Raw genomic sequence first — 19486 nt, forward strand, 5'->3', positions numbered from 1 at the left:
CCGTATGAAGAGCCCCTTGCTGTCCCTGCCGGGTGCCGTCCCCGCCGAGGGCGTGGACGAAGGTGTCGCCGCCCACTACGGCGACCTGTTCCGTGAGCAGCGCGCCCTCGCCGACGGCACCGGTTTCGTCGACCTGTCCCATCGCGGGGTCGTCACCGTCAGCGGTGACGACCGGCTGAGCTGGCTGCACCTGCTGCTCACCCAGCACGTCAGCGATCTGGCCGTGGGCGAGGCGACCGAGGCGCTGATCCTGTCCGCGCACGGTCACATCGAGCACGCGCTGTACCTGGTGGACGACGGTACGACCGTCTGGGCGCACGTGGAGCCCGGCACGCGGGACGCGCTGATCGCGTACCTGGAGTCGATGAAGTTCTTCTACCGGGTGGAGGTCGCCGACCGCACGGCGGACTTCGCGGTCGTCCATCTGCCCGCCGGCTCCATCGGCGAGGTGCCGCAGGGCGTCGTCGTGCGGGAGACGGCGTACGGCCGTGATCTGTTCCTGCCGCGCGAGGACCTGGAGTCCTTCGCGGCCACGCACGGCCCGGCCGCGGGTCTGCTCGCCCACGAGGCGCTGCGCGTCGAGCACCACCGGCCGCGGCTCGGCTTCGAGACCGACCACCGGACGATCCCGCACGAGCTGGGCTGGATCGGCACGGCGGTGCATCTGCAGAAGGGCTGCTACCGGGGGCAGGAGACGGTCGCCCGCGTCCAGAACCTGGGCAAGCCGCCGCGTCGGCTGGTCTTCCTGCACCTGGACGGCAGCGAGGTCCATCTGCCGGGGCCGGGCACGGAGATCCGCGTCGCGGACGAGGGGCCGGACGGGCGCAAGATCGGTTTCGTGACGACGTCCGTACGCCACCATGAGCTGGGGCCGGTGGCGTTGGCTCTGGTGAAGCGGAACGTTCCCGTCGACGCGCGGCTCCTGGCCGGAGGGACGGCGGCGGCGCAGGAGGTCGTGGTCGAGCCGTAGCTCGTGCGAGGCCGCGTCGTCGGGGTGCGGGCCGTCGCCCGGCTGCGGGTCCGCCGTGGCTGGTCGCGCAGTTCCCCGCGCCCCTGGGGAACTGCGGTGCCGTCGCCCGCGCAGTCGCCGCAGCCCACCCTCACCTACATCTCCAGCAGCACCGTGAACGGGCCGTCGTTCGTCAGGGAGACCCGCATCTGTGCGCCGAAGCGGCCCGTCGCCACCGTCGCGCCCAGTCCTCGCAAGCGAGCCACCACCTCGTCCACCAGGGGCTCGGCGACATCGCCGGGCGCGGCTGCGTTCCAGGTGGGCCGGCGGCCCTTGCGGGCGTCGCCGTACAGGGTGAACTGGCTGACGACCAGCAGCGGGGCGTCGATGTCACTGCACGACCGCTCGTCCTGCAGCATGCGGATCGACCAGAGCTTGCGGGCCAGCTGCGCCGCCTTCTCCTTGGTGTCCTCGTGGGTCACCCCGACCAGGACGCACAGCCCCTCGCCCTCGATCGCGCCGACCGTCTCGCCGTCCACGACGACGCTCGCGCCGTCCACTCTCTGCACCACCGCACGCATGCGGACCATCATGCCGGGTCCCCGGTACGCGGTCACAGGGGGTCCAATATAGATCCCTTACCCCCCATCTGGGGCCGTTCGGGGGCACTCGGTCACATAGCGGCCAGTTGGGGTGGCACGATGCTTCCACACGCCGGTCGAGGGGACGGTCACAAGCACATGAGCACACCGAGTACGAGTGGGTGGCTGGGGGCGCAGGGGACGTACCGGGCGCCGGTCCAGCGCGCCGACACTCCGGCGGGCGCGACGCTGCCCGCGCCGCCACCCGAGCCCGATCTGGCCCTGCTGAGCCTGCCCGAACTGCGCACCCTGCGCCGCGACGCCCAGCGCGACGAGGCGGACCTCAGCTATGTCCGGCGCCTGCTGCAGGGCCGGATCGACATCCTGCGGGCGGAGCTGTGCCGGCGCGGCCGGGCCTCCGTGCCGACGCCCACGGACGGCTCCGTGGTCGACCGGCTCCCGGAGATCCTCAAGGACGCCCCGGCCCGGCACCGCTCCTCGGCCCGCCATGTCACGCTCGGCACCCCGCACAACGAGGAGTACCGGCAGCTGGCCGCCGAGATGCTCGCCGAGGTCGAGCTGTCCGACCTCCAGGCGCGCACGGACCTCGAACTGACCAGTGCGATGGGGCGGTTGGTCCGCTACGAGCAGGAGGTGTCCCGGCGCCGCCAGCATCTGCAGCGCACCGCCGACGACTCCAGCGCGGAGATCGCCCGGCGCTACCGGGTGGGCGAGGCGCAGGTGGACGACCTGCTGATCTGAGCGCGGCACCGCGCGCCGGCCACCGGGAAGAACGAGAGGGCGCCGCCCGGCAGGCCGACGCCCTGTTCCGCTCGTCCGGGCGGCCGTGGTGCCCGGACATCTTCCAAAGGCCCCTTCCGCCGACGACGCGTTGACCGTTCATCCGTAGCTGACTGTTCAGTTGTGGCTGTGCTGCGCCATGTTCAGTTGTGGCTGTGCGATGTCGTGTTCAGTTGTGACTGTGCGCTTCGGTGGCCGTCCCCTGTCCGGGCTCCCGGCTCCCCTCCGGAAGGGAGCCCGGCCGACCAACCACTGGGAAGCTTGACCATGTCATGCAAGTTGGTAGCCAACTTCACTGTACTTATCACCGCTGGGACGCGACTCATAACCAGCTGTCGCTGAACTGCCGCAACTTGGCGGGAAGTTGTAGTGTTTGTCCGTGGACCCGGAGCGCGTCTCCGCCAGTGGACGGACGAGGGCACGGCGGCCCCACCCGTCCCATCGGGACATCGCCGACGAACTGCGCGACCGGATCAGGTCCGGTGTGCTGCGGCCGGGGCAGCGCATGCCCACCCAGGCCGAGCTGGCCGACGAGTTCGGCGTGGAGCGCGGTGTCGTACGCCAGGCGTTGCGCATCCTTCAGTCCGAACGCCTGCTCACCGACGTTTCCAAGGGCAGCCCGGCCACCGTGGCGTCGGTGCCCGTGCCGATGCGGCCGCCGGCCGGGCCGGCGGCGCCGCCGCAGCCCACCATGGTCGGTCTCGCGCCCCGTATCGCGGATGCCTTCGCCGCCCCGCACGTGCGGATCGACGCGCTCTGCCTGACCTCGGTCTCGCTCACGCTGGCCGTCGGTGAGCCGCTCCGGCAGATCCATGCGGGGCGGCTGAAACCGGCCAAGATCGACGTCCGGGTGCTGCTGCCCAGTCGCGACATCGACCTCGCCTTCCCGGCCGCGGTGGCCGCCGACGACGGGGGTCTGCTGCACCGGCGCTGGCTGGCCCAGCGCAACGCCCAGGGCATGGTGCTGCGGCAGAACCTCCTCGCCCTGTACGCCACGCACGGCGTCGACGTACGGGTCTCCTTCCGTGCCCTGCCGTTCACCCCGCCGGTCAAGCTGTATCTGCTCAACGGGGCGGAGGCGCTGTTCGCGTACTACACGCTGCTGCGCCGTGAGCGGGAGATCGAGCACGAGCATCTGGAGCTGTACGACGCCGACGGCACGCGCTCGATGCTGTTCGCCTTCGAGCGGCGTGCCGGGCAGCGGGACGCCGTGTTCGTGGAGCAGTCGCGGCGCTGGTTCGACGCGCTGTGGGAGACGATCAGTTCGGATCTGCTGCTCAGTTCCTAGGGTCCGATCGGCCAACTTGGCAAACTTGGCGGGCAACTCCCACTTACTTGAACTCACTTGGTCCTGTTCCATAAACAACTCCCGGGCAACTCCCCGTAGATGGATCAAAGTTGTAGCGTTTGGTCGTGACTCAGGAGCATGTGGCAGTGAACGGCAGCAGAAGGCTCACTTCCCGGGAGATCGCCGAAAGCCTCCGTGAACGCATCCGCACCGGTGCGCTGCGGCCTGGCGAGCGGCTGCCCACGCAGGCCGAGCTGGCCGAGGAGTTCGGGGTCGAGCGAGGCGCCGTGCGCCAGGCGCTGCGCGAGCTCCAGGAGGACGGACTGCTCAGCAACGTCAGCAAGGGAAGCCCGCCCCGGGTTGCCGAGCCGCAGCCCGCCCGGGACGAGCCGCAGCCGACCATGGTGGCCCTCGCGCCCCGGCTGACCGAGGCCTTCTCCGCGGGGCACGTGCGCATCGACGCCGTCTGCCTGACCGCGCAGAGCCTGATCCCCGCGCTCGGCGAGCCGCTGCGCCTGGTCCACGAGGGCCGGCTGCGCCCCGAGCGGATCGACGCCCGCATCCTGCTGCCGTCCCGCGACATCAACCTCGCCTTCCCGGTGTCGGTGGACGCCGGGAGCCCGGAGGACGACGCCGTCCACCAGCGCTGGCTGGCCATGCGCAACGCCCAGGGGCAGGTGCTCCAGTACAACCTCCAGGCGCTGCGCGGAACCCACGACATCGACGTCCAGGTCACCTTCCGGGCGCTGCCGTTCACACCGCCGGTGAAGCTCTATCTGCTCAACGGGGTCGAGGCGCTGTTCGCGCACTACATGATCACGCGCCGCGAGGAGCCGACCGACACCGGAACGCTGCAGATGTGGGACACGCTCGGCTCCGAGTCGCTGCTGTTCTCCTTCGAGCAGCGGGCCGGTCAGCGGGACGCGGCGTTCGTGGAGCAATCGCAGAAGTGGTTCGACGCCCTCTGGGAAACCATCACGACGGACCTGACACTCTCCTAGTGACTTCTGATGCATCGACGCAGACCGAACAGACCGCGAACGAGATCGAGAAGCTACGGGATCTGATCGAACCTGCCCGGGTGGTTCTCTGGGACTTCGACGGACCGATCTGTCGTCTGTTCGCGCGGCACACGGCGGAACGGGTCGCCACCGGGCTGGTGGAGTGGCTGGCCGGGCACGGGCTGCACAACCTGCTCTCCGACTCCGAGCGCGAGCTGCTGGACCCGCACGTGGTGCTGCGCGCCGTGGACCTGCGCCACCCCGGCAGCGATCTCGTGACCGAGCTGGAGGAACGTCTCACCCAGGAGGAGCTGCGCGCCGCCGGCACCGCGCTGCCGACCCCCTACGCCGACCCGCTGATCCGCACCTGGAGCGCGGTCGGCGCCCGGCCGGCCATCACCACCAACAACTCCCCGAAGGTGGTCCGCGCCTACCTGGAGAGCCGCGGCCTCACCCCCTGCTTCGCCTCCCACATCTACGGCCGCACGGCCGACCTGCACCTCCTCAAGCCCAACCCGCACTGCCTCAACCGGGCCCTCACCGCGATGGGCTGCGCCCCCTCGGCGGCCCTGATGATCGGCGACTCCGCCTCCGATCTCGCCGCGGCGAACGACGCCGGCGTGCCCTTTCTGGGCTACGCGCGTAACGAACGCAAGGGCAAGCTTCTGCGGGAGGCCGGAGCCGGGTACGTGGTCGCCTCGCTGGAGCCGTTGCTGCGGACGCTGCGGGGCTGGTGACCGCTGCCCGCGCCGCCGTTCCGGTTGAGCCCGGACCCGGCCGGCATGGGATAGCATCCGCCCAACCCTCGGAGCGACCGCTCGGGTCTCCGCGCAAGAGATGGCGAAGGTGCCAGCCTCTGCCGGCTCGGCGGGCGAGCGGCGGACCACCCGCCCGGCTGCTCGTCCGGACCGCAGGTTGTGTTGTCCGTCGTGCGGGGAGTCAGCGTCTCCCCCACTCGTCTCGTCACCCTCCAGCGCAGCGCGATCGAACCCGGAGCGGCCCGTGGGCGCACCACCCGTCCCCCGCGACACGGCCGGGGGGCGCGCAGAGCGGGCGCTGCCCGACGCCGTCCGCGAGGCCTTCCTGGCGGAGGCCGCAAGGAGGGGGCGCACCAGCGGCGGCTTCCACAACGAGAACTACGTGCTGGCGCTCACCGAGCCCCTGGCCCGGCTGCTCGGGCGGACGCCGGGCACCCTCGTGACCGTACGGCTGCCGCGTGCGGGCGTCCTGCCGGTGGTGATCCGGACCTGGGGCCGCGAGGCGGAGATCCTGCGGGCCGTCCAGGGTGTGCTGCCCGACGTGCCCGAATGCCTGGTCGAGGCGGACGGGTTCGCCGTCCACAGCTATGTGGAGGGCGTACCGCTCTCCAGTGTCCGCCGGACCGGTGAACCGCTCGACGCCCCGCTGATCGGGGCGCTCGCGGACCTGCTCGCCCGGACGGCCCAGGTGCGCAGCGCCGCGCTGCCGCCCCTGCCGCCCGGGTGGCCCCGCAACCACACCGACAGCCAGGGCTTTCTGCGGACCCTGGCCCGCATGGCCGACCTGCAGATCCGGGAGCCCAACTGGCGCCGCTTCGGGGGCCTGTTCACCGCGCTCGGCGTCCCCGAGGACGCCCTGGTCCGGCTGGCCGAGCGGATCCCCGCCATGTCGCGCCGCCCCTACGGCCTGCTCCACGCCGACCTGCACCGCGACAACGTCATCGTGTCGTACGGCGGTGCCTCGCCCCTGGTCCGGATCGACTGGGAGCTGGCCACCTACGGCGACCCGTTGCACGACCTCGCCGTCCACCTGGTCCGGATGCGCTACCCGGACCACCAGTGGGACGAGGTCGTGGCGGCCTGGGCGGGCGCGATGGGCGCGGTGCGGCCCGCCGCGGTCAACGGCGTGGGCCGCGATCTGCGCCACTACGTCGCCTTCGAACGGGCGCAGTCCGTGTATCCCGATGTGATGCGGGCCGCGACGTCGCTGGAGGACTCCTTCGACCAGAGGCGCCTGGACGAGGCGACCGCGTGGGTGCACCGGGCCGTGACGGCGGCGGCGGAACCGCTGGGGCTGGGCCGGGTGCCGGGGCGGGAGGAGATCGAGCGGATCCTGTTCCGCTGGCGGGCGTCCATGGGGCACGGTGCCGGGCCGTGCGCCGGGGCCGCGGCGCCGGCCGGTGCCGGGCCGCCGCCGGGTCCCTGCGCCCCCGCGATCGACTGGCAGCCGGACCGGCGCGTGCCGGAACACCCCGACTTCCCCCACTCCGCGGTCGCCGACGCGCTGGTCCTGGAGGGCGCCGCCCCGGCCCACCGGGTGTTCAAGGGCACCGCGCACCTCAACTCGGTGCTCCGGGTCCCCGGCATCCCGTTCCCGGTCGTCGTGCGCCGCAAGGTCGCGCACGTCACCCGGCGCGAACGCAGCTTCCTCAGCGAGCACGGCGTGCTCCGCGCCATCGAGCGGTCCGGGGCGGCGGTGGGCGCGCCGAGGGTGCTGGCGCTGGGCGAGAGCCACTCGAAGGATCTCTCCGGCATCCGGACCTACTCCGGGGACCTCTTCGCCATCCACACCTACGAGGGCCCGCCCGATGTCCGCCGGCGGCCCGAGCACCCGGTGAACGGCCTGCTCCCGCACGAGGCGGACCGCCTGGTCGACCAGCTGGACGCGCTGACCGGCGTCGACTGCACCCTGGTCGACCCGCTGGCCGGCCGGCCCGGTTTCTACGCGTGGCTGTGCGAGCAGCTGGTGGCACTGGTGGCCGCGCTGCCCAAGGAGTCCCAGCAGTCGGCCCGGCTGCTGGGTCTGCCCGACGCGCCCAGGCTGCGCGAGATCCTCGCCCGGCACGAGGTCACCGACCGCGCTCCGGCCCTGCTGCACGGCGACCTCAACCCCTGGAACCTGGTGCGCCGCGAGGACCATCTGGCGCTCACCCTCATCGACTGGGAGCTGGCCGTGGTCGGCGACCCGCTGTACGAGCTGGTCCGGCACATGCATCTGACCCCGACCCGGCCGGAGATCCGCGACCGGATGTTCCGCCGCTGGGAGAGCCGGCTGCCCGCCCGGTTCACCGAGAACTGGCAGCGGGACTGGCGGGTGTACCGGTGGATCGAGATCGTCCGCTCCGCCTACGTCGACCTCGACCGCCTGGTCACCGGCGCGAGCCTCGACGCCCCCAACGTCCGCCGGGCGGTGGAGTCGTACGCGATGACCCTGGCGGCGGCCACCGCCTCCCTGGGGCTGTCGTCCCGGCACCGCAGCGATCCGCAGCTCACCCATGCCCTGGTCCGGCCGACCCGTCCGGGCGGCGCTGCGTAGGCTCCCCCCATGGGTGAGATGGGGCTGCGCGAGCGCAAGAAGCAGCAGATGTACAGGGACGTGTCGGACATCGCCGTGCGGCTGTTCCTGGAGCGGGGCTTCGACGCGGTGTCCGTGGCCGAGGTCGCGGCGGCGGCCGGGATCTCCAAGCCGACCCTCTTCCGGTACTTCCCGGCCAAGGAGGACCTGGTCCTGCACCGGATCGCGGACCACGAGGCGGAGGCGGCCCGGGTGGTCGCCGGGTCGGCCGACCCGGTGGACGAACTGCGCCGGCACTTCCTCGCCGGACTGGAGCGCCGCGACCCGGTCACCGGGCTGAACGACCACCCCCAGGTGCTCGCCTTCCACACCCTGCTCTACGGCACTCCGTCCCTGGTGGCACGGGCGCACGGTCATCTGGAGCGGTCGGAGGCCGCGCTGGCCGAGGTGCTCGGGGGCGGTCTGGACGCCCGGCTGGCGGCCGGGCAGATCATCGCGGTCCAGCGCATCCTCGCCCAGGACAACTGGCGGCGGGTCGCGGCGGGGGAGCCGGTCGCCCAGGTGGCGCCGGATGCCGTACGGGCGGCCGAGCGGGCGTTCTCGCGGCTGGCGCGGGGGCTGCCGGAACTGAAGCGCGCGAAGACCGGGGATTGAGACTCGGTTAAAAATGTAACTCGGTAATGAAATGGCGGTACGCTGGTGCCATGACGGCACCCGATCCCACCCTCGCGGCGACCCTGCACACCGAGCGCGCTCACCACGACGCCTGCCGTGCCGCCCTCGCCGCGATGGTCGAGGGCGCCGCCGAGCAGGTCGTCGTCGGTGAGGACGTCTCCGCCTCCGGGGCCGACGCCGAGGTCCTCGGCCGCCGGTTGCGCAGCAGGGCCAAGGCGATGCGCGAACTCCCGCCCGGCCCCCTCTTCTTCGGCCGTCTGGACTTCGCCGACGGCGCCCCCGGGCACGGCGGGCAGCGCTACCACCTGGGCCGGCTCCGGATCACCGAGGACCCGGCCGCCCCACCCCTCGTCGTCGACTGGCGGGCCCCCGTCTCCCGCGCCTTCTACCAGGCGAGCGCCCGTGATCCACAGGGTGTGGAGGTACGGCGCCGGTTCGGCTGGGCGCCCGGCAGCAACGGCGACTCCACCGACCTCACCGGCCTGGAGGACGAGCACCTCGCCCGGGGCGAGGCGCGGACCAGCGACATCGTGGCCCGCGAGATCGAACGGCCCCGCGTCGGACCCATGCGGGACATCGCCGCCACCATCCAGCCCGAGCAGGACGACCTGGTCCGCGCCGCCTTCACCGACTCGGTGTGCGTCCAGGGCGCGCCCGGCACCGGCAAGACCGCCGTCGGCCTGCACCGGGCCGCGTACCTGCTGTACACGCACCCCAAGCGGCTCCAGCGCGCCGGCCTGCTCATCCTCGGCCCGAACCGCACCTTCCTCCACTACGTCGCCGAGGTGCTGCCCTCGCTCGGCGAGACCGGCGTACGCCAGGCCACCCTGATGGAGGAGATCGCCTGCCACCCGGCGACCGGCGGCGACCCGACGGCCGCCGCCGTCCTCAAGCACGACCCCCGGATGGCCGAGGTGCTGCGCCGGGCGCTGTACGCCCACGTCACCACCGACGGCGTGCGCGACCTCGCCGTACCGGACGGCTCCTACCGCTGGCGGGTGCCCGCCGCCGAACTGGCCGCCGTCGTCGCCGAGGTGCGCGCCGAACAGCCGCCGTACGCCGTCGGCCGCGAGCGGGTGCGCACCCGGGTGGTGCGGCGGCTGCGCGAGAAGGCCGAACGGCGCTCCGGGGTGCTGCCCGCCGCCTGGGTGCGCCGCATCGAACGGGCCAGGCCGCTCACCGAACATCTCGACACGGTCTGGCCCAGGGTCCGCCCCGAGGAGGTGCTGGCCCGGCTCCTCACCGACGGCGCCGTGCTGTCCCGGGCCGCCGACGGCCTGCTGGACCCCGACGAGCAGACGACACTGCTGTGGCCCCGCCCGCCGCGCTCCTTCAGGTCCGCGCGCTGGTCGGCCGCCGACCTGGTTCTCCTGGACGAGCTGTCCGGGCTGATCGAACACCCCGAGGGCTACGGGCACATCGTCGTGGACGAGGCGCAGGACCTCTCGCCGATGGAGTGCCGGGCGATCGCCCGCCGGGCCGCCTTCGGCTCGCTGACCGTCCTCGGCGACCTCGCCCAGGGCACCACCGCGTGGGCCGCCCGCGACTGGTCGGTCCAGCTGCGCCACCTCGGCCGGCCGGACGCGGCGGTGGTGCCGCTGACCACCGGTTTCCGGGTGCCGGCTGCCGTCATGGAGCTGTCCAACCGCCTGCTGCCCCGCCTCGGCGTCCGCGTCCCGTCGGCCGAATCCCTGCGCACCGACGGCGAGTTGACCTTCCGCCCGACCGACGACGTGCCCGGCACGACCGTGACCGCCGTGACCGAGGCCCTCGGTCACGAGGGGTCGGTCGGCGTCGTCGCGGCGGACACGGACGTGGACGCGGTACGGCAGGCGCTCGCGGCGGCCGGCCTCGACCCGGCCGGCCCGGACGCGCTCGGCGCGCGGGTGACCGTGGTCCCCGCGAGCATGGTCAAGGGCCTGGAGTACGACCATGTCGTCGCCGTGGAACCGGCCGCCGTCGCCGAGGCGGAGGAGCGCGGAGCGCACCGGCTGTATGTGGTCCTGACCCGTGCGGTGTCCCGTCTGGACGTCGTCCACGCCCGCCCGCTGCCGTTCTGACGGCGGTAGCGTGCGGCCCATGACCGACACCGAGAGCAGCGCCGCCTTCCGGGGCGTCCCCACCACCACCCTCGCCGACCTGCTCGGCCGCGAGCAGGTCATGGACATCGGGATGCGGCCCCTGTGGGGGCCGGTGCCGCGCGTCGCCGGACCGGCGTTCACCGTCAGCTGCCCGCCCGGTGACAACCTGATGCTGCACGCGGCCGTCCACCGGGCCGCGCCCGGCTCGATCGTCGTGGTCGAGTCCGGCGACCTCGACTACGCGCTGGCCGGGGGCAACGTGTGCGCGGTCGCCCAGCGCCGTGGCGTGGCGGCGTTCGTCGCCGACGGCCTGATCCGCGACCTCGCCGAGGTCCGGGAGGCCGCCTTCCCCGTCTTCGCCCGTGGCATCGTCCCGATCCCCGGCGCCAAGAAGGCCGTACGCCCGCTGAACGAACCCGTGCGCTGCGGGGGCGTCCGGGTGGAGCCCGGGGACATGGTCGTGGCGGACGAGGAGGGCGTGGTCGCCGTGCCGGCGGCGCGGACGCGGGAGGTGCTGCGCACGGCTCTCGCCAAGCTCGCCAAGGAGGCGGAGGAGACCTTGGACGACTGGGAGAAGGCGCACCGGGAGCGCATCGACGAGATCCTGGCGGCGGGCGGTTTCGCGGGCTGAGCCGGCGGGGTGAGTCGGCGGTGTGAGCCAGGGTCCGGTCCGGCAGGATCCGCGGGACCGGACCTAACCGCCCAGCACCGTCTCGCACGCCGTCCAGGCCGGCCCGCTCAGCAGCGGCCGGACCCGCGTGAAGAGACCGAGCAGGGCGGGGCCCCACTGGCTGCGGAAGGCGGGGTCCAGGCGGGCCAGGTCGAGTTCGTTGGCGGCGGTCAGCTCGGCGAAGTCCCGGCGCGGGCCGGGCGCGGGGACATGGGCGCGGCCGGTGAACCGGTCGTGGAAGACGCCGTCGTCCTCGGCGAGCGCCGGATAGGTGGCCTTGCGGTCGCAGGAGCCGTACAGGTGGACGAGGGCCTCGGCCTCGGCGCCGATGACGGCCGCGAGTTCGGCGCGGTCCCCGAGCGGCAGCAGGGGGTGGGGGAAGCCGTCGGTGCCGTAGCAGGCGTGACACAGGCCCGCGAGCCGGAGAGCCGGCCGTGCGTCCCACGCGGCGAGCTGCCGCTCGACGCGGTTCAGATGCGCGAGGAGCGTGCCGCCCGGATGCGCGACCCGGGCGGCACCCAGGTCACGCAGGAACGCGACCGCGGTGGCTGGGGAGTCCGGCACGGGTTTCCTCCGTCCGTCACGTGCGTCGCGTCCGTCCCTCGTTTCCGCCGCGTCCGTCCGGTCGTCCGTCCACGGGGAGGCGGCGGGAAGCCGGCGGGGAGCCGACCTGCCGATCGTCCGGGAGCCTCCCCGGGCCGGTCAATCCTCGGATTCGCTTCGCCGGCCCCAGCCGAGGCTGGGGCCGGCGGTGCCGGCGCGTCCCTCCTCAGGCGCCGACGTAGGCCGCCAGATGCTCGCCCGTGAGGGTCGGGCGCGTCGTGACCAGGTCGGCCGGGGTGCCTTCGAAGACGACGCGGCCGCCGTCGTGGCCGGCGCCGGGGCCGAGGTCGATGATCCAGTCGGCGTGGGCCATGACCGCCTGGTGGTGCTCGACCACGATGACCGACTTGCCGGAGTCGACCAGGCGGTCCAGGAGGGCGAGGAGGTGTTCCACGTCGGCCAGGTGGAGGCCGGTCGTCGGCTCGTCCAGGACGTAGACACCGCCCTTGTCGGCCATGTGCGTGGCCAGCTTCAGGCGTTGGCGCTCCCCGCCGGACAGCGTGGTGAGCGGCTGGCCCAGGGTGAGGTAGCCGAGGCCGACGTCGGACATGCGCTCAAGGATCTTGTGGGCCGCCGGGACGCGCGCCTCGCCCGTGCCGAGGAACGCCTCCGCCTCGGTCACCGACATCGCCAGCACCTCCGCGATGTCCCGCCCGCCCAGCGTGTACTCCAGCACCGAGGCCTGGAACCGCTTGCCCTCGCACTCCTCGCAGGTCGTGGCGACCCCGGCCATCATCGCCAGGTCGGTGTAGACGACCCCGGCGCCGTTGCAGGTGGGGCAGGCGCCCTCGGAGTTGGCGCTGAACAGCGCCGGCTTCACGCCGTTGGCCTTGGCGAACGCCTTGCGGACGGGCTCCAGCAGCCCGGTGTACGTCGCCGGGTTGCTGCGCCGCGAACCGCGGATCGGGGTCTGGTCGATGGACACGACGTCCGCGTCGGCCGGGATCGATCCGTGCACGAGCGAACTCTTGCCGGAGCCGGCGACCCCGGTGACGACGCACAGCACGCCCAGCGGGATGTCGACGTCCACGTTCCGCAGGTTGTGCGTCGCCGCGCCGCGGATCTCCAGCGCACCCGTCGGCTCCCGCACCGCGTCCTTGTCCTTCACGGCGGCGCGGTCGTCCAGGTGCCGGCCGGTGAGGGTGCCGCTGGCCCGCAGCCCTTCGACGGTCCCCTCGAAGCAGACGGTGCCGCCCGCCGTACCGGCGCCGGGGCCGAGGTCGACGACGTGGTCGGCGATCGCGATCGCCTCCGGCTTGTGCTCCACGACCAGCACGGTGTTGCCCTTGTCGCGCAGCCGCAGCAGCAGCTCGTTCATCCGCTGGATGTCGTGCGGGTGCAGTCCGATGGTGGGCTCGTCGAAGACGTACGTCACATCGGTGAGCGAGGAGCCGAGGTGGCGGATCATCTTCACCCGCTGGGCCTCACCGCCCGACAGCGTGCCGGCCGGCCGGTCGAGCGAGAGATAGCCGAGGCCGATCTCCACGAACGAGTCGAGGGTGTGCCGCAGCGAGGCGAGCAGCGGTGCCACCGACGGTTCGGCGAGCCCCCGCACCCACTCGGCCAGATCGCTGATCTGCATCGCGCAGGCGTCGGCGATGCTGATGCCCGCGACCTTCGAGGAGCGCGCTCCCTCGGTGAGCCGGGTGCCCTCGCACTCGGGGCAGACGGTGAAGGTCACCGCGCGGTCCACGAACGCCCGGATGTGCGGCTGCATGCCCTCCTTGTCCTTGGCGAGCATCGACTTCTGGATGCGCGGGATCAGACCCTCGTAGGTCATGTTGATCCCCGCGATCTTCATCCGGGTCGGCTCGCGGTACAGGAAGTCCTGCAGCTCCCGCTTGGTGTACCTGCGGATCGGCTTGTCGGGGTCGACCAGGCCGGACTCGGTGTAGAGCCGGTAGTTCCAGCCGCCGGACTTGTAGCCGGGGACCGTCAGCGCGCCCTCGTTGAGGGACAGGGAGTCGTCGAAGAGCTGGCCGAGGTCGAGGTCGGTGACCGAGCCCCGGCCCTCGCAGCGCGGGCACATGCCGCCGGTGATGCTGAAGCTGCGCCGCTCCTTCACCTGCTGCCCGCCGCGCTCCACGGTGACCGCGCCGGCGCCGCTGATCGAGGCGACGTTGAAGGAGAACGCCTTGGGCGAGCCGATGTGCGGCGTGCCGAGCCTGCTGAAGAGGATGCGCAGCATGGCGTTGGCGTCGGTGGCGGTGCCGACGGTGGAGCGGGGGTCGGCGCCCATCCGCTGCTGGTCCACGATGATCGCGGTCGTGAGCCCGTCGAGCACATCGACCTCGGGCCGGGCCAGATTGGGCATGAAGCCCTGCACGAACGCGCTGTAGGTCTCGTTGATCAGCCGCTGCGACTCCGCGGCGATCGTGTCGAACACCAGCGAGCTCTTGCCAGAGCCGGACACGCCGGTGAACACGGTGAGCCGGCGCTTGGGCAGTTCGACGCTGACGTCCTTGAGGTTGTTCTCCCGGGCGCCGTGCACACGGATCAGGTCGTGGTTGTCGGCTGCGTGCGGTGCGGTGCGATCCATGACGGCCACGCTAGCGGGGGCGGCCCGGCCACGGCTTCTCCGATCCTGACGACCTTGCCGACCTTGCCGACCTGGCCGGGTCTGGCCGGGCCGGCGTTAGGCACTGTCCGGTGGGTCGAGTGACCAGCCCAGCGTTCACATCGTTTCGGCCAGTGTCGGGCGGGGCGATCTGTCGGATCAGAAGTGGGCTCGGCTGGAACCACGCGCGTGGTCCCCACCCTGCCGAACTGTCAGCGCGTCACTCCGGCCGCACCTGCTCGGCCTGCATGCCCTTCTGTCCCCGTCCGGCGACGAAGCTCACCTTTTGCCCCTCCCTCAGGGACTTGAACCCGTCCGATTCGATCGCTTTGAAGTGAACGAAGAGATCGTCACCTCCTCCATCCGGGGTGACGAACCCGTATCCCTTCTCGTCGTTGAAAAACTTCACCGTGCCGCTCTGCCGGTCAGCCATGAGCACTCCTTAGGTCACGTGCAAGCCGTGACGTCCCCCGGTCGTCACACACTCGATCATGCCGCAACCAGGACGTTGTGTAAACAGATGGTCACAGCACGTAATGGCAGTTCAGGCCCAGTTCAGCGCCTGGAACAGCACCAAGCCCGCCCGACCCAACGACAGAGGCACGCGACCTCAGTCCTGCCCGACGGGTCGTCGGCCGGCAGCACAGGACCCGTCGGACACCGCCCAGGAGGCCGGTGAAGATCCTGTTCGGGCCGTCCTGCCCGTCCGGAGGTGTTCGGACCGTGCAGTTCAATGGCGAACCCGACTCCTGGATCTCCATCGGCATGAATTGCTCCCTCGGAGTGACGTGTTGTATGAGCGTCACCCGGCGGGGGTAGCTACTGGCACTGTTCGACACCAGCCAATCGGCATGGCCCCGAACCGGAAGACCCCCAGTCCCAGCTAGAACGGCTCGTCGTACGTATCAGGAGGCAAACATCGTGATCGTCCGCATCATGGGCGAGAGCCAGGTCAAATTGGCCGACAGCCACTTCACTGAGCTCAACAAGCTGGACGACGAGTTGCTTGAAGAGATGGAATCCGGTGACGAACCGGGCTTCCGACGCGCTTTGGGTGCACTCCTTGACAAGGTGCGCGAACTCGGCGAACCGCTCCCCGATGATGCGCAGGAACCGTCCGAGCTGATCCTCCCGGCACCAGACGCAACCCTTGATGAGGTCCGCCAGATGCTTAGCGACGACGGGCTGATCCCCGGCTGAGAGACTCAAGGTCTAAAGTCCCCTGCTCGGCGCATCTTCCCGAACCGTGCCGGCAGATCACGCCACGACACACCCGTCCGCTGACGGAAGAGAATGCCGTTGATCACCCTGCGGTGGTTCTCCCACCGCCCGCCTCGTCCCACGTTCTTCGGCAAGTGCGGCTCCAACCGAGCCCACTCCCGATCCGACAGATCACCCCGCCCCATACCGGCCGGGCCGGAGCGATGTGAATGCTGGCCTGGTCACATGACCGGTCGGACAGCGCCTAGGTGTGTTGTTCGGACAGGTTGGTGACGCGGCTGGCTGGTGTTTGGCTGCCGATGCCGGTGTGGGGTCGGTGGTGGTTGTACCAGTCCAGCCGGTCGGGGAACGCTGCCTGCCGTTCGGTGTCTGAGGTGTAGGGCCGGTGGTAGGCCCATTCGTCGAGCAGGGTGCGGTGGAAGCGTTCGACCTTGCCGTTGGTCTGCGGCCGCCAGGGCCGTGTCCAGCGGGGGCTGATGCCCAGCTGGTGGCAGGTGTTGCGCCAGGTGTTCTTGGTGTGGGCCCAGCCGTTGTCGGTCAGGACGCGTTCGATGGTGATGCCTTGGGCGGCGAACCAGGTGGTTGCGCGGGTGAGGAAGGCGGCGCAGGTCGGGGCGGTCTCGTCGGTGAGGTCTTCGGTGTAGGCGAGGCGGGAGTGGTCGTCCAGGGCGGTGTGCAGGTAGGCGTAGCCGGTTCCGGTCCGGTTGCGGCGGCCTTCGGCACGGCCCTGGGTGCGGTGCCCGCCGCTGTCGGGGATGCGGCCGAGTTTCTTGACGTCGATGTGGACCAGTTCGCCGGGCCGGGAGCGTTCGTATCGGCGTAGGGGTTCGCCGGTGGCCCGGTCGCAGGAAAGCGTTCCGCAGCTCGCCGCACAGGCCAGCCGTCGTCGACAACGCACCGGGCCGGACGCAGTCGGCCGGTCGGGGCCAGCGGGGCATTACGGTGGGACACGAGGGCCTCCTGAGTGCCGGTCGTAGATGTCGCAATCCACACCGAACCCAGAAGGCCCTCACCTGTTCAAGCACCCAGCACGCGTGTCACCAACGACCCGGGACAGCACACCTAGGCCGGGCCCGAGGTGTCGGCGGCCAGGGACAGGGCGAGGGCGCCGAGCACGGTGCCCATCAGCCGGCGCTGCGCCTTGAGCCAGGAGGGGCGGCGGGCGAGGAAGACGGCGACGGTGCCGGCGGCGAGCACGAGGGTCAGGTTCACCGCGACGCTGACCACGATCTGGACCGAGCCGAGGACGAGTCCCTGGAGCAGCACATGGCCCCGGCCCAGGTCGATGAACTGGGGGATGAGGGAGACGTACATGATGGCGATCTTCGGGTTCAGCAGATTCGTCATCAGGCCCATCGTGAACAGCCTGCGCGGCGAGTCGTGCGGCACGTCCTGCGGGGTGAAGACCGAGGCGCCGCCCGGCTTCAGAGCCTTCCAGGCCAGATGGGCGAGGTAGGCGGCGCCGGCCAGCTTCACCGCGACGTACAGCTGCGGTACGGCGAGGAAGACGGCCGACAGGCCCAGGTTCGCGGCGAGCAGGTACACCAGGAAGCCCAGCGCCACCCCGGCGAGCGAGATCATCCCGGCGCGGCGGCCCTGGGTGATGCTCCGGGAGACCAGATAGATCATGTTCGGCCCGGGGGTGAGCACCATGCCGAGTGCCACCACTGAGACGCCCAGGATCCCGCCTGCGTCCACCATGGAAACCCCCTCGTCGAGCGCCGTTCCCGGTGCAATGACGCGAGCGTAGGGCAGGGCAATCGCTCGGTGCAATCAAAATATTGCGCTCGGTGCAATTCTGTGGTGGGATGACGCGCTGTGAAGGACCACGTGCTGTGAAGGACTACCGGAGCGTCGCCGACGCGGTGGCCGCGGAGATCAGGTCCGGCGCCCTGCGCCCGGGCGACCGGCTCCCCCCGCAGCGCGCCTTCGCGCGCCGGCGCGGCATCGCCAACTCCACCGCCACGCGCGTGTACCGGGAACTGGCCCGCCGCGGCCTGACGGTCGGCGAGGTGGGCCGCGGCACCTTCGTGCGCGCGGCGCCCGAGGGCGGCGCCGCCGCCCTCGCGCTCACCGAACCGGCGGCCGCCCGCGTCGACCTGGAGCTGAACCACCCGGTCGTGCCCGAGCAGAGCGCACTGCTCGCCGAAGGGCTCGGCGGGTTGCTGCGCCCCGACGCGCTGGGCCACGCCCTGCGGCCGGTCGGCGCGTCCGGCCCGCCGGAAGTCCGGGAGTCCGCCGCCGACCTCCTCGCCCGCGGCGGCTGGCGCCCCGACCCCGCGCGGATCCTGTTCGCGGGCAACGGACGCCAGGCGGTCTGGGCCGCCGTCAGCGCCCTGGTGCCGCCGGGTGGCCGCCTCGGTGTCGAGGAACTGACGTACCCGGTCGTCAAGGCCGTGGCGACGCGGCTCGGCATCACCCTCGTACCGCTGGCCATGGACGACGACGGACTGGTTCCGCAGGCCCTGGTGGAGGCCCACGCCGCGGCGCCGCTGCACGCCGTCTACGTGCAGCCGAGGCTGCACAACCCGCTCTCGCTGTCGATGTCCGAGCGGCGGATCGCGGAACTGGCCGAGGCGCTGGACCGGCTCGCGCTGCCCGCGATCGAGGACGCCGTCTGGGCGTTCCTGCGCGACGAACTGCCGCCGCTCGCCGCCTGTGCCCCCGAGCGGACCGTCCTGATCGACAGCCTGTCCAAGCGCATCGCCCCCGGTCTGACCCTCGGTTTCGCGGTGGCGCCGCCCGCGCCGGCCCAAGAGATCGCCGCCGGGCTGCGCTCGGCCGGTGCGACACCCATGCGTTTCGCCCTGGAGGCCGCCCACCGCTGGCAGCGGGACGGCACCGTGGGCGCGCTGGTGCGGGCCAAGCAGCGGGAGGCGACGGCGCGGCAGCGGATCGCGGCCCGGGAGCTGGCCGGTTTCGCCGTGCGGAGCGATCCGCGCTCCTACCACTGCTGGTGGCAGCTGCCGCGCCCGTGGCGTGCCGACACCTTCGTCGCCGCCGCCGCGCGGCACGGCATCGGGGTGGTGCCCGCGGCGGCGTTCACCGTCGGCGGCAACCACGCGCCGAACGCCGTCCGCCTGGGCCTCGCCACGGCACAGCCGGAGGTCCTCGCCCAGGCGCTGCGCACCCTCGCCGCCCTCGCCCGCTCGGCCCCCGAGGACCTGGTCGCCGACTGACGGGTGCCACGGCCGCGCGCCCACCCCCGCGACACACTTTTGCAAGCGGGTGCTTGCAATTGTTAGCGAGGGTGGGGCAAGGTGGGGGCATGGCATCGCTGAACGTCGGCAACCTCGGTGAGTATCTGCGCGAGCAGCGGCGCAGCGCCCAGCTCTCGCTGCGGCAGCTCGCCGACGCCGCCGGCGTGTCCAATCCCTACCTGAGCCAGATCGAGCGCGGGCTGCGCAAGCCGAGCGCGGAGGTGCTCCAGCAGGTCGCCAAGGCTCTGCGCATCTCCGCCGAGACGCTGTACGTCCGCGCCGGGATCCTCGACGCCGAGCGGGACGGGGAGGACCGCGTCCGGGAAGCCGAGACGCGCGCCGTCATCCTCGCCGACCCCTCGCTCAACGAGCGGCAGAAGCAGGTGCTGCTCCAGATCTACGAGTCCTTCCGCAAGGAGAACGGATTCGGGGTCGACGAGCCGGCCGCGGATGCGGCGGTCGAGGACGCGGCACAGGACACGGGCGCGGACACCGACGAGGCCGCCGTGCGCGACACCGGCACGGCCGGCGGACACGATGCCGATGCCGGTCCACGGCGGACGGCCGGATAACCGGACCAGGGCGC

17 protein-coding genes and 2 pseudogenes are annotated in these 19486 nt (G+C 72.0%); 12 read left to right on the top strand and 7 right to left on the bottom strand.

Annotation, left to right across the window (positions count from 1 at the left end):
• Positions 1-4 precede the first annotated feature (4 nt).
• A complete protein-coding gene (gene ygfZ, locus AQI95_RS10115; RefSeq protein ID WP_067120595.1) occupies positions 5-970 on the top strand; it encodes a CAF17-like 4Fe-4S cluster assembly/insertion protein YgfZ in 966 nt (321 codons plus the stop codon).
• A gap of 134 nt (positions 971-1104) precedes the next feature.
• On the opposite strand, the gene dtd is transcribed toward ygfZ, so the two are convergent.
• On the bottom strand, positions 1105-1530 hold the full coding sequence (gene dtd, locus AQI95_RS10120; protein WP_067121505.1) for a D-aminoacyl-tRNA deacylase: 426 nt from the start codon (positions 1528-1530) through the stop codon (positions 1105-1107).
• Positions 1531-1689: 159 nt separating this feature from the next.
• Here dtd and AQI95_RS10125 point away from each other — a divergent pair, with 159 nt between their 5' ends.
• From AQI95_RS10125 to AQI95_RS10160, 8 genes are all read left to right on the top strand, one after another.
• The gene (locus AQI95_RS10125; RefSeq protein ID WP_067120597.1) at positions 1690-2292 is read left to right on the top strand and encodes an RsiG family protein; all 603 of its coding nucleotides are present in this window, start codon (positions 1690-1692) and stop codon (positions 2290-2292) included.
• Between the two features lie 412 nt (positions 2293-2704).
• Positions 2705-3619 carry a winged helix-turn-helix domain-containing protein gene (locus AQI95_RS10130; protein ID WP_067120599.1) on the top strand — a complete coding sequence of 305 codons (915 nt, stop codon included), beginning with the start codon at positions 2705-2707 and terminating at the stop codon, positions 3617-3619.
• A gap of 119 nt (positions 3620-3738) precedes the next feature.
• Complete coding sequence (locus tag AQI95_RS10135; RefSeq protein ID WP_208614121.1) at positions 3739-4620, top strand: GntR family transcriptional regulator; 882 nt, start codon at positions 3739-3741, stop codon at positions 4618-4620.
• Positions 4620-5357: an HAD family hydrolase gene (locus AQI95_RS10140; protein WP_244188696.1), complete on the top strand. Its 738-nt coding sequence runs from the start codon at positions 4620-4622 to the stop codon at positions 5355-5357. Before AQI95_RS10135 ends, AQI95_RS10140 begins: the two co-directional genes overlap by 1 nt.
• Positions 5358-5622: 265 nt before the next feature.
• Entirely contained in the window at positions 5623-7914 is a 2292-nt protein-coding gene (locus AQI95_RS10145; protein ID WP_067120604.1) for a phosphotransferase family protein, read from the top strand.
• Positions 7915-7923: 9 nt separating this feature from the next.
• On the top strand, positions 7924-8547 hold the full coding sequence (locus AQI95_RS10150) for a TetR family transcriptional regulator (RefSeq protein ID WP_067120606.1): 624 nt from the start codon (positions 7924-7926) through the stop codon (positions 8545-8547).
• A 50-nt stretch (positions 8548-8597) separates the two neighbouring features.
• Positions 8598-10628 (top strand): HelD family protein, encoded by a 2031-nt coding sequence (locus AQI95_RS10155; RefSeq protein ID WP_067120608.1) that lies wholly within the window; start codon positions 8598-8600, stop codon positions 10626-10628.
• 19 nt (positions 10629-10647) lie between these two features.
• Positions 10648-11280, top strand: a complete 633-nt coding sequence (locus AQI95_RS10160) for an RraA family protein (RefSeq protein WP_067120610.1) — start codon at positions 10648-10650, stop codon at positions 11278-11280.
• Positions 11281-11343: 63 nt separating this feature from the next.
• On the opposite strand, the gene AQI95_RS10165 is transcribed toward AQI95_RS10160, so the two are convergent.
• The 3 genes from AQI95_RS10165 to AQI95_RS10175 all read right to left on the bottom strand — a co-directional run bounded on the left by AQI95_RS10165 (position 11344) and on the right by AQI95_RS10175 (position 14912).
• Entirely contained in the window at positions 11344-11883 is a 540-nt protein-coding gene (locus AQI95_RS10165; RefSeq protein ID WP_067120612.1) for a DUF6817 domain-containing protein, read from the bottom strand.
• Between the two features lie 205 nt (positions 11884-12088).
• Positions 12089-14461 carry an ATP-binding cassette domain-containing protein gene (locus AQI95_RS10170; protein WP_067121509.1) on the bottom strand — a complete coding sequence of 791 codons (2373 nt, stop codon included), beginning with the start codon at positions 14459-14461 and terminating at the stop codon, positions 12089-12091.
• A gap of 238 nt (positions 14462-14699) precedes the next feature.
• Positions 14700-14912: a cold-shock protein gene (locus tag AQI95_RS10175; protein WP_067120614.1), complete on the bottom strand. Its 213-nt coding sequence runs from the start codon at positions 14910-14912 to the stop codon at positions 14700-14702.
• Between the two features lie 488 nt (positions 14913-15400).
• On the opposite strand from AQI95_RS10175, the gene pspAA reads away from it, so the two are divergent.
• Positions 15401-15679 (top strand): PspA-associated protein PspAA, encoded by a 279-nt coding sequence (gene pspAA, locus AQI95_RS10180; RefSeq protein ID WP_067120616.1) that lies wholly within the window; start codon positions 15401-15403, stop codon positions 15677-15679.
• A gap of 17 nt (positions 15680-15696) precedes the next feature.
• On the opposite strand, the pseudogene AQI95_RS44670 reads toward pspAA, so the two are convergent.
• The 3 genes and pseudogenes from AQI95_RS44670 to AQI95_RS10190 all read right to left on the bottom strand — a co-directional run.
• A pseudogene (locus tag AQI95_RS44670) lies at positions 15697-15885 on the bottom strand (transposase); the annotation flags it as partial.
• Positions 15886-15944: 59 nt separating this feature from the next.
• A pseudogene (locus AQI95_RS10185) lies at positions 15945-16651 on the bottom strand (IS481 family transposase).
• 111 nt (positions 16652-16762) lie between these two features.
• On the bottom strand, positions 16763-17401 hold the full coding sequence (locus AQI95_RS10190) for a LysE family translocator (protein WP_067120618.1): 639 nt from the start codon (positions 17399-17401) through the stop codon (positions 16763-16765).
• 134 nt (positions 17402-17535) lie between these two features.
• Here AQI95_RS10190 and AQI95_RS10195 point away from each other — a divergent pair, with 134 nt between their 5' ends.
• Together AQI95_RS10195 and AQI95_RS10200 are read left to right on the top strand one after the other, a co-directional pair.
• Positions 17536-18879, top strand: a complete 1344-nt coding sequence (locus AQI95_RS10195; protein WP_067120621.1) for an aminotransferase-like domain-containing protein — start codon at positions 17536-17538, stop codon at positions 18877-18879.
• Between the two features lie 89 nt (positions 18880-18968).
• Entirely contained in the window at positions 18969-19472 is a 504-nt protein-coding gene (locus AQI95_RS10200) for a helix-turn-helix domain-containing protein (RefSeq protein WP_067120623.1), read from the top strand.
• Positions 19473-19486: the final 14 nt, after the last annotated feature.

The sequence above is a fragment of the Streptomyces yokosukanensis genome (assembly GCF_001514035.1).
Taxonomy (GTDB): Bacteria; Actinomycetota; Actinomycetes; order Streptomycetales; family Streptomycetaceae; genus Streptomyces; species Streptomyces yokosukanensis.

Excerpts from the sequence above, each read along its gene's own strand:
- AQI95_RS10150 (WP_067120606.1), top strand. The coding sequence starts at position 7,924 with ATGGGTGAGATGGGGCTGCGCGAGCGCAAGAAGCAGCAGATGTACAGG.
- dtd (WP_067121505.1), bottom strand. The coding sequence starts at position 1,530 with ATGCGTGCGGTGGTGCAGAGAGTGGACGGCGCGAGCGTCGTCGTGGAC.
- AQI95_RS10125 (WP_067120597.1), top strand. The coding sequence starts at position 1,690 with ATGAGCACACCGAGTACGAGTGGGTGGCTGGGGGCGCAGGGGACGTAC.
- AQI95_RS10200 (WP_067120623.1), top strand. The coding sequence starts at position 18,969 with ATGGCATCGCTGAACGTCGGCAACCTCGGTGAGTATCTGCGCGAGCAG.
- AQI95_RS10175 (WP_067120614.1), bottom strand. The coding sequence starts at position 14,912 with ATGGCTGACCGGCAGAGCGGCACGGTGAAGTTTTTCAACGACGAGAAG.
- AQI95_RS10155 (WP_067120608.1), top strand. The coding sequence starts at position 8,598 with ATGACGGCACCCGATCCCACCCTCGCGGCGACCCTGCACACCGAGCGC.
- AQI95_RS10160 (WP_067120610.1), top strand. The coding sequence starts at position 10,648 with ATGACCGACACCGAGAGCAGCGCCGCCTTCCGGGGCGTCCCCACCACC.
- ygfZ (WP_067120595.1), top strand. The coding sequence starts at position 5 with ATGAAGAGCCCCTTGCTGTCCCTGCCGGGTGCCGTCCCCGCCGAGGGC.
- AQI95_RS10190 (WP_067120618.1), bottom strand. The coding sequence starts at position 17,401 with ATGGTGGACGCAGGCGGGATCCTGGGCGTCTCAGTGGTGGCACTCGGC.
- AQI95_RS10170 (WP_067121509.1), bottom strand. The coding sequence starts at position 14,461 with ATGGATCGCACCGCACCGCACGCAGCCGACAACCACGACCTGATCCGT.